The organism is Mesorhizobium sp. M2C.T.Ca.TU.002.02.1.1 (genome assembly GCF_003997225.1).
Genome location: NZ_RZTO01000183.1, coordinates 1 through 8,968 on the forward strand (window position 1 = coordinate 1; position 8,968 = coordinate 8,968).

8 protein-coding genes and 1 pseudogene are annotated in these 8,968 nt (G+C 60.3%); 7 read left to right on the forward strand and 2 right to left on the reverse strand.

The window, feature by feature from the left end; translation table 11 throughout:
* Window positions 1–852 (reverse strand): PAS domain-containing protein (locus EOD07_RS12480; RefSeq protein WP_348627755.1); only part of this gene is annotated, 852 nt, incomplete at its 3' end.
* 310 nt (window positions 853–1,162) lie between these two features.
* Between EOD07_RS12480 and EOD07_RS12485 the strand changes: the two genes are divergently transcribed.
* Window positions 1,163–2,380 (forward strand): hypothetical protein, encoded by a 1,218-nt coding sequence (locus tag EOD07_RS12485; protein ID WP_127235662.1) that lies wholly within the window; start codon window positions 1,163–1,165, stop codon window positions 2,378–2,380.
* A 762-nt stretch (window positions 2,381–3,142) separates the two neighbouring features.
* A complete protein-coding gene (locus tag EOD07_RS12490) occupies window positions 3,143–3,397 on the forward strand; it encodes a hypothetical protein (protein WP_127235663.1) in 255 nt (84 codons plus the stop codon).
* Between the two features lie 275 nt (window positions 3,398–3,672).
* On the opposite strand, the gene EOD07_RS12495 is transcribed toward EOD07_RS12490, so the two are convergent.
* Window positions 3,673–4,035 carry a hypothetical protein gene (locus EOD07_RS12495; RefSeq protein WP_127235664.1) on the reverse strand — a complete coding sequence of 121 codons (363 nt, stop codon included), beginning with the start codon at window positions 4,033–4,035 and terminating at the stop codon, window positions 3,673–3,675.
* Window positions 4,036–4,664: 629 nt separating this feature from the next.
* Between EOD07_RS12495 and EOD07_RS12505 the strand changes: the two genes are divergently transcribed.
* The 5 genes and pseudogenes from EOD07_RS12505 to EOD07_RS12520 all read left to right on the forward strand — a co-directional run.
* Complete coding sequence (locus EOD07_RS12505; protein WP_127235665.1) at window positions 4,665–5,993, forward strand: anaerobic sulfatase maturase; 1,329 nt, start codon at window positions 4,665–4,667, stop codon at window positions 5,991–5,993.
* A gap of 153 nt (window positions 5,994–6,146) precedes the next feature.
* Entirely contained in the window at window positions 6,147–6,323 is a 177-nt protein-coding gene (locus EOD07_RS37630; protein ID WP_164772211.1) for a hypothetical protein, read from the forward strand.
* Between the two features lie 565 nt (window positions 6,324–6,888).
* Complete coding sequence (locus EOD07_RS12510) at window positions 6,889–8,319, forward strand: PAS domain S-box protein (RefSeq protein ID WP_245470087.1); 1,431 nt, start codon at window positions 6,889–6,891, stop codon at window positions 8,317–8,319.
* Window positions 8,306–8,698: a response regulator gene (locus EOD07_RS12515; protein ID WP_127235667.1), complete on the forward strand. Its 393-nt coding sequence runs from the start codon at window positions 8,306–8,308 to the stop codon at window positions 8,696–8,698. Before EOD07_RS12510 ends, EOD07_RS12515 begins: the two co-directional genes overlap by 14 nt.
* A pseudogene (locus EOD07_RS12520) lies at window positions 8,691–8,968 on the forward strand (Crp/Fnr family transcriptional regulator); the annotation flags it as partial. The gene EOD07_RS12515 and the pseudogene EOD07_RS12520, both read left to right, overlap by 8 nt.

Below are 8,968 nucleotides of genomic sequence, written 5' to 3' on the forward strand. Positions count from 1 at the left end.
GACACTTGCCAGCCGTTTCCGCATCGCTTGCCGCGGGTCGTTGACGAACAGGATCGTGGCCGCGGCCGGGCCTGCCCTGGCCGGCATGCCCACCACGCGCACCGACAACGGCCATTCCGATGAACGGCCGATCAGGACCACCGCGCCGGTACCCGACGTGATCGCAGTTGCAAGCCGCTCGTTTTCGGGCGGCATCACCGCATAAAGACCAGATGGCGCGGCGCACAGGATGTCAGCGCGGCGAAGCAGCGCCTCGCCCGCGGCGTTGGCATGGATCACCCGCCTGCGCCCGTCGAGGGCGATCACGCCGGTGGCAATGGAATCGAGCGCGGTCTCCAGCATGGCGATACGCCCGCGGAGCGCGTTAAGCTGTTGCTTGAGTGCGATCGTAGACGAAAGCACCGGCAGCAACGTTGTGAGCACGCTCATTTCGGCTTCGGAAAACGGCCGCGCGGGACCGCCGCGGCAGGCTGCGACGAAGCCGCCAGCCGCCAGCCGCGCCACGGTCGCGTGACGGCCGCCCATGGGCCTGATCGCGCCGTCGAAGATCGGCATCTGTGCAAACACCGGAAACGGCACCATCTCGTCCTGCGGCATCGCCCGCACGCTCAGAAGGCCTGATAGCTTTGCCACGTCCGAAGGATAGCGGGAGCAGGCTTCGATATTCTCAACCGCGGTTCCGCAGCCGCACGCCAAGGCTGGTGCAAGGCTGCCTGAGATGCCCGGCACGACAGCCACGAGATGGTCCGCGCAAAGTGCCCGCGCCAACGCGGCCAATCCATCGTCCCAGGCGGCAGCGTCAAGCACCCCCTGCAAGACACGCTCGGTGATCCTGGCAACCGGAACCGCCATCCCCCTCTTTGCCGCGCTTCAGCGAGGTCGCACTGCCGCGCAGGATAGCAATATTTCAAAAGCTTAGGAATGGTCTTGTGGTCTTGAATAGGTATAGCAAAAACCGCCCTCGGGCTGTGATAGAAAAGGATCGAGCCTTACATCCACCAAGCGATCGTTCCCTGCACTATCGTTTGATAGTGGTGAGAGATCGATCTCCATCCTACGATCACACGTCGGGATCGATTGTTCAGACGGCAGTCAATGAATTCTAATGGTGGGATCATCAACGCGACCGCGTCGTGAGACTGTTATCTTTGGAAGACGGACAATGCTCAGATTGCTTGCTGCCGTGCTCCTACTGCTGATGTGCACGGCGTCCGGAAGCGCCGCTGACACGGACTGCGTCGCTTCGCCCACGCGCAAATGCGTGCTGGGCATGGCAGCAGAGGCGAGCGTCGCAGCGGGCAAAATCGTTTCTCTGAGTGGAAAAGACCAGGACTCCAGCGACCGTTACCTTCTGGTCTGGAACAGCTGGGTTGACATCTTCAAGATCGCCGCGAGCACCGGTGAGCTTGACTTTGCCCTGTCGATAGCACCGTCCGTTGACAAACAGTTCGCCGGCTTTGACACCACAGAGTTGATCGCGGCGCTGAAACTCGCGGGACGCGATGTCGATCTGGCTCCGCTCCTGAAGCAGACCGGGGGAGACGATCGGAGCGCTGATATGGTTTTCGGCCCTGCGCTGGTTGCGGCCGGCCGGACCGCTGATTTCAAGGCGTTTGCGGCTTCGCGCAATTACGAGCCCTACGACATCGTTGCAATGGAAGCTGCCGGGAAGTTCCTGGCCGGAAAGTCAACGGAGGGATTGACCCTGATCGACGCGTTGCACGGTTCCTTCCGCAAGGCGGCGGGTGTCAACACCTTGGCCATTCTTCAAGGCACCGGGCATGGAGATGTCGCCACGCCCCTGGTTCAATATCAGGACCTCGGAACCGTAAATGGAGTTGAGGCATGCGCGCTCGTCGCGCAGGCAGCCAAGGACAAGGCTCTCGCCGAGAAATGCCTTGCCGCCGCATCCCCGCTATCGGAAGCCGCCGCCCGGGATCACGCGTATCTCTACGCCGTTGGACCTCAGCTTGTCGGCGCCTTGGCCGCTGTCGGCGACTGGCAGGAGGCGTTGAAAATTCTCCAGCAATTGGAACCGGCCGACCAGATGACAGCAACCGAGAAGCTCGCCAAATTTTCGCATTCGCCGGAAATGCTGCCGAAAGCTCGCAGTGCTTTGGGCTCGCCTGGTCCGCTGGCGAAAAAGCGCGGCGGCTATCTTGTCCGGATGCTGGTGTTGGCTGGGCAAGCGGACGAGGCCGTGAAATTCGTGGCAACCACTCACGACAAAGCGACCCGGGATGACTGGAACCGCCTGCAGGCCGAGGCGCTGGCCGAGATGGGCGATACCAGCACGGCCTTGGCGTTGGCCAACGCGATCGCCGATCCCGTCTCGCGAGCCGCCGCGCTTTCTGCGGTCGCCAAGACATTCAAGAAATAGAGTAATCTTGCCTTTGCTGGACTGGGGCAAAGCGGCCCAGCCGGCGAACGAACGGACTTTTGCGCGGGAATTATGTTGCCGTTTCACAGAGTTCCCGTCGGTTCTCCTTAAGCGATTTCTGAATATCCGCGTTTGCAGCGAAGACGGGCCACCGGTCCGCATTCCGACATCGCCATTTATTTTGCGGTGGTTGTTGGGAGGCAATCTCCGACTCTTGACGGCCCCGTCGAGCTTACGCCAAGCGACATGTCATGCCGGATGTCGAGCACCGGCCGCACAAGGGCCTCGGATCGAAACCGGCGGCGCCGGCGAATACACCCGCGAGCGCGATCTCGGCACCCAGGGCACACTTCCTGAACCACCTGGCGGCGCTCTGGAAGTCGGGGCTAGACAGTCTGCGCAGCACATAGCCGGTCTCTAGCTTCCCACATCCAGACAGCTGGATGTAGCAGTCGTCGCACAGCTCGTAGAGGATCATGCCGACGGCGTACTGGCAGCGGGGTCGCCGCGGTTTGCCTGCTGCACGAGGGTGTCGTTCTCCGACTGGTCCATAGCAACCGAATGCGCAGACGAAGCCATCAGGAAAATGGCCGGGAGAGCATGGAGCGGGGAGGCTTCATGGGCTAGCAGTAACGCAAGGACGTTGCCATGGCGTTGCATCGACGGTGAAAATTGAAGAGGCATTCTAACCCAGGGCCAGCGAAAGATTTCCGTATTCTACCGCAGGCGCTATATAGGCAGCGGGATCAAGGGAGGCTTCGCATGGGCAAGATCAACTGGGCGGTGATCATCCCGTCAGGCGTGTTCGTCCTCGCGCTATGGCTGCTGCAGTCGGCACTGTCGACCCTGTACGAAGTCGCCGAGCAGGCCTGCGTCGGCGGCTCATGCGGCGGGAAGGTCTACACCGCCTACCAGTTTCTGTCGCTGTCCACGGTCGTCACCGCGGCGGCAGTAGCGTGGATGTCATACCGCTACAACACCAGCCTCTACAAGGGCGACAAGAAGGACGGCGGCTGAGGTCGCCAGGGAGACTTGCGCTCGACCGCTTTCTGTAGCGCGAGGCAGTCGAACTTCAGGTGGGTTGTTCTGTCGATGACAAATATGTTCTTCGCGCTGCCGTCGTCGACGCAGTTGTCGTAGAAGAACGCCGCTGGCGGTGACATCGACTTCTCTTTCGGCGCTCAGCCCTTCAGGCCTTATCCAGCTGCGGTTACGAGACCCACGCCGACAAGCCAGATCGTCGCTTGCACGATAAACTCCTCGATGTCCGCCCACTTCGTCGGACCAGTACCTCAAAGGTCCGTCTTTTCGCCGAGCAGCATCTTCGCCAGGTCGGTGGCATTGGGGTCCTGAGGCTGTCCCTTGAGACGACGGCTCACCAACAGCGTCAGGAAAGCCAGCTGTCGCTGGAACTCATTGCTGTCAAACTTGAATCGGCCGCTCTTCGCAATCTGAGCGCCGAGGATTGCATTGTTGGCTATCGACTCGACTTGCCGCGGTGTCAGGGAGTCCGGGTCAATCCCGTTCTTCTTCAAGAGATAACGGACGTTCTTGATTCCGATCGACGTCTTGTTTGCGAGATTCCCGATTATGAAAGCCAGGATCCACCACGCGACGAAAAGCCCGCCGATGACGGCCAAGATTGTGATGAGCATGTTGCGACCCCACTGCCGAAAGGAGTCACAATAGCCGCCAACGAGCAGACCGCTTCACACGATTGCTTGAACGCTAATCGTCCTCCCGCTCCTCCGCAGGACTGACTGGGCATTCCACAGCGAGGTCGAAACCTGACGGCGGAGGCCAAGGTCCCCGTCCAAACTGCGACTAGGGGCTGCACGACGAGAAACGATAGTTACGCTCCCGGGCATGGGCTTGAGCGTCAACCCACGAGTGGGACAATAGCTTAGAAATGGGACAGCCAGTCCCTCCGAAATCAGCACGTCACCCACGTCTTGGCCGTTGGCAAACAGCGACCCGCAGCGTCGCCCATCTCCTCCGCGACGACTGGCTCGAACGGGACTAGAAAGATCGGCGAGTTCCCATTCATCGCGTGATCTTTGCGCCGACGCAACGTTCGACGATTCAAGCTAGGCTAGGATTGGAGCCGCGCGGCTGCGATGTGCCATCAAGTGAATGCCCAGTCGCGCTATTGCAGTGGCACGATCCCCTTCAGCAGCAGCGGTTCGCAAGAGCATCGCGGATGTCGGTCGCTCCCCCGCTTGGTCGCTTTTGGGGGAGCAAGGCATCGGCCTGCGCTCGAACGCAGAAGGCTTGGGAAAGTGAGATGACCGACTTGCGGGATGATGCCGGCGACAGACTTGCGGCCTTGCCGTTCTGGGTCATGGCCAAACCCATAGGTCCCAGATGCAACCTCGACTGCACCTATTGCTACTATCTGAAAAAGGCAGAGCTCTATCCGGAGGAAAACAAGTTCCGGATGCCGCCCGACGTGCTCGAAACCTTCATTCGCGACTATATCGCCAGTCAGTCGCGCGCCGGGCTGCGGGAAATCCAGTTCGTCTGGCAGGGTGGCGAGCCTACCATGCTGGGGGTGGACTATTTCCGGAGCATAACCGCATTGCAGCGCAGGCATTGTCCGCCAGGCCGCGCCATCCGCAACGCGCTGCAGACGAACGGCACCCTTCTCGATGAGGAATGGGCACGGTTCCTCCACGAGGAACAGTTTCTGGTCGGCTTGAGCCTGGATGGACCGCCTCACCTGCACGATCATTACCGACGCGACAGGCGTGACCAGCCCAGCTCGTCCCGCGTGCTGTCTGCTTGGGACCTGCTGGCCCGGCATCGGGTGGACACGAACGTCCTGTGCGTGGTCAACGCCCGCAATGTCGGCTTCCCCCTGGAAGTATACCGTTACCTCCGGGACATGGGCGTGCAGTACATGCAGTTCATCCCGGTGATCGAGCGGGTAGGTCGGGAAGGGGAGCTCGCCCCGCCGCCCATGCCCAGCGACGACGATCTCGTCGTCGCGCCTTGGAGCGTGACCCCCAAGAAATATGGCCGGTTCCTGTGCAGGATTTTCGACGAATGGGTCCGGCACGACGTAGGCCAGGTCTTCGTCCAGTTCTTCGACCTTCAACTCGGAATCTGGGCCGGGCAGCCAGCCTCTTTATGCGTTTTTGCGGAAACATGCGGCTCTGGACCGGCTCTGGAGCACAATGGCGACCTCTATGCCTGCGACCATTACGTCTACCCGGAATATCGACTTGGCAACATCACGCAGACCCCGATCGGGGCTCTGGCGTCACTGCCGCAGCAGCGACAGTTCGGCCTAGATAAGAAAGCCCGCCTTCCTGCCGCTTGCAAAAGGTGCCAATGGCGCTTTGCCTGTCATGGCGGCTGTCCCAAGCACCGTTTCCTGCCGACGCCGTCGGACGATCCGGAGCGGCTGAACTATTTTTGCGAATCCAATCGCATGTTCTTTGCCCACGCGGCACCCTTTTTGGAGGCGATGGTGCGCCTGCTGCGTCAAGGGCTGCCTCCAGCCAGGATCATGGATATGCTGGCGAAACGGGCTGCAGACTCCCCTTCCGGGCGTAATGCCCGGTGCCCATGCGGAAGCGGCCAGAAATACAAGCGCTGCTGCGGCGCTTGAACTCAGAGTTTCCATGCGAAGCTGGTCGCCCCGAGCCGTAGCCGGAAAGTCGGTTATGGCCGATGCCGACGATGCGATTGAGAGCCCCCTTTAGTTTTGCAGGGCCAGTGAAAGGTTGGCGGAACTCGTTCGCCATATATGTTAGCAAAATTAATGGCAGAGCGTTTCGATATCGAAAGCGAATCCGACGGCACCTGGTCGGTGATCGACAACAAGACAGGGCTTCCCTATGAGGTCGTCGGTCTTCTGCTCGAAAGCATTCCATTCTGGCTGGCTCTCGACCTCGTGGGGTTTCTCAATGACGTGGATCGCCAGAGGAAGCCTCACTAGCCCCGGCTTCGGTTCTATTCGTCCCCCCCGATCGTCCTCGTTTTCGATGCCGGGCGATTCCGAGCAGCGCCATTCGCTTGCTCATCGACGTATGCTTGGCAGCCTTCGACAAAGGATCGGCTGATTTCGTTCCTTGCCGCGCAGTTGTAGTCGACCTCGTGTCTGGAGCAGTTATCCGTGCGCTCGTAGCCATAGGATAGTGTCTTGGGCCGATGCCGAGGTAGCGAGAGAACTCTCTAGCGCCAAGGCACCTGCCGCGAGAAGAATTCCGTTCATAAACAAGACACTCCGCTCGAGGCCGCGGCGCCGGCTTCTTTGCGACCTTGGCGAAGATGAAGATGACTGCCTAAAGGAGCAGGGGCGATCCCTTGGGGCATCTCGGCAACCCCTTCTCTCCGCCACAAAATAGTACCCGCACCAGTCGACTTGCATGAGAAGTTTGCTTCAGAGCAATTTCAGTCGCGAATGCTTGCGGTAGGAAGGCTATCTGGTCAACTCATTCGTAGGGTCGAATGACGTGCCGGTTCGGAATCGGTCAGAGGTGGCTTCACGGCGGGAAACAGTTTTGCGCTACGCCATCGCGGTAGCGGCCGTCGCGCTTGCCTTCACCGCAAGGTTCGTCCTGGCATCGATTCTCAAAGATCAAGCTCCTTACCTCTTCTTCCTGCCTCCCGTGCTGCTCGCGGCGGGTGTCGGCGGCTTCGGTCCGGGCATTCTGGCCACCGGCTTAAGCATCCCTCTCGTCTTCTTTTTCATTGCCAACTACGGGACGGTTGGCTGGACGGAGGTCGCCAATGGAGCTGTTTTCGTACTGATCGGGGTAGGGACGGCCTGGATCGGTGAACGGCTGCGACGAGCGCGCATTCTGGCCTTGACGCGCGAGGCTCATCTCCAATCGATCATAGACATAGTTCCCGAAGCCACGATCGTGATCGACGGGCGCGGCATCATCCAGTCATTTAGCGCGACCGCCGAGCGAATGTTCGGCTACGCCGCGGCTGAGGCGATCGGAAACAATGTGACGCTGCTGATGCCCTCACCTTATCGCGAGGAACATGACGGCTACATCGAGCGCTACCGCGACACCGGGGAGGCGCGCGTTATTGGAACTGGCCGTGTGGTTGCAGCGCAACGCAAAGACGGTTCGACGTTTCCAATCGAACTGGCTGTCGGAGAGATATGGCCAGCGGGCCAGCGGTTCTTCACGGGGTTCATCCGTGACCTGACGGAGCGGCAGAAAACCGAGGCGCGACTTCAGGAGCTGCGGTCTGAACTCGCCCACGTGTCGCGCCTAACTGAGATGGGCGGGATGGCATCGGCGATCGCTCATGAACTCAACCAGCCGTTGGCGGCCATAGCCAACTATCTGAAAGGTTCAAGGCGCCTGCTCGACGGAAGCACCGACGAGCGGCTGGCGATTCTTCGAGACGCGATGGACAGCGCGGCCGACCAAGCATTGCGAGCCGGCCAGATCATTCGGCGCATGCGCGATTTCGTTGGTCGAGGGGGGAGCGAAAGACAAATCCAAAGCATTGCGAAGCTTGTCGAGGAAGCATCCGCCCTCGCGCTTGTCGGAGCCAAGGACAGAGGCGTTCACGTGGCGTTCGACTTTGACCCGCGTGTCGATCTTATCCTGGCCGACAAGGTTCAAGTTCAACAGGTTTTGGTCAACCTGATCCGAAACGCCATCGAGGCCATGGAAGAATCGAGCGAGCGGAATCTGACCGTTCGCACGATGCCTGCAGACGACATGATGATTGTCGTGCGGGTCGATGATACCGGTTCCGGCATCTCCGAGGAAATGGCGGCGAAACTCTTTCAACCGTTCGCTACCACCAAGCTGCACGGGATGGGCGTAGGCCTTTCGATCTCCCGGACGATTGTCGAGGCGCATGGCGGGCAGATCGAAGCCGAGCCGCGTCCAGGCGGCGGAACGACGTTCCGCTTTACATTGCCGGCAGTAGCCAAGGAGGATTTCGCCGATGTCCGGCGATAATGTCGTCCATATCGTCGACGACGACGAAGCGGTGCGGAAGTCGCTCGCCTTTCTGCTTGGCACTGCGCAAGTCTCGGTGCGCAGCTACGAAACGGCGGTCACCTTTTTGGCGGACATCGACATCGTCGAACGTGGATGCATTGTCACAGACCTGCGGATGCCGGGAATCGATGGGCTTGAGCTGATCCGGCGGCTAAAAAGCCTCGGCGTAGACTTGCCGGTCATCATCATCACGGGCCATGGCGACATCGCGCTCGCAGGGAAAGCGTTGGAAGCAGGTGCGGTCGATTTTCTGGAAAAGCCCTTCGACGACGAGGCTGTATTGGCCGCGGTTCGGTCCGCATTCAGTCAGCAAGAGCAGGACCCGCAGAATGACTGATAAGGAGGTTGCACCGGAAGCCTTGCCGCTGTTGGGGGTCCTGTCCGTCTCCAAGCGGACCGACCTGCTGCGAAACGCGCTGGCCCTCAACGTAGCCTCCGGCACCGTTCTGTTCGAACAAGGCGACATGCCGAACTTCCAGTTGATCATCCTGGCGGGATCTGCGCATTTGTTCGGGCGATCGCCCGAAGGTCATGAAGTATTCATCGAGGCTGTTCGGGCTCCGGATCTCATCATCCCCGCCGCCGTGATATCGGGCGCGCCCTACCT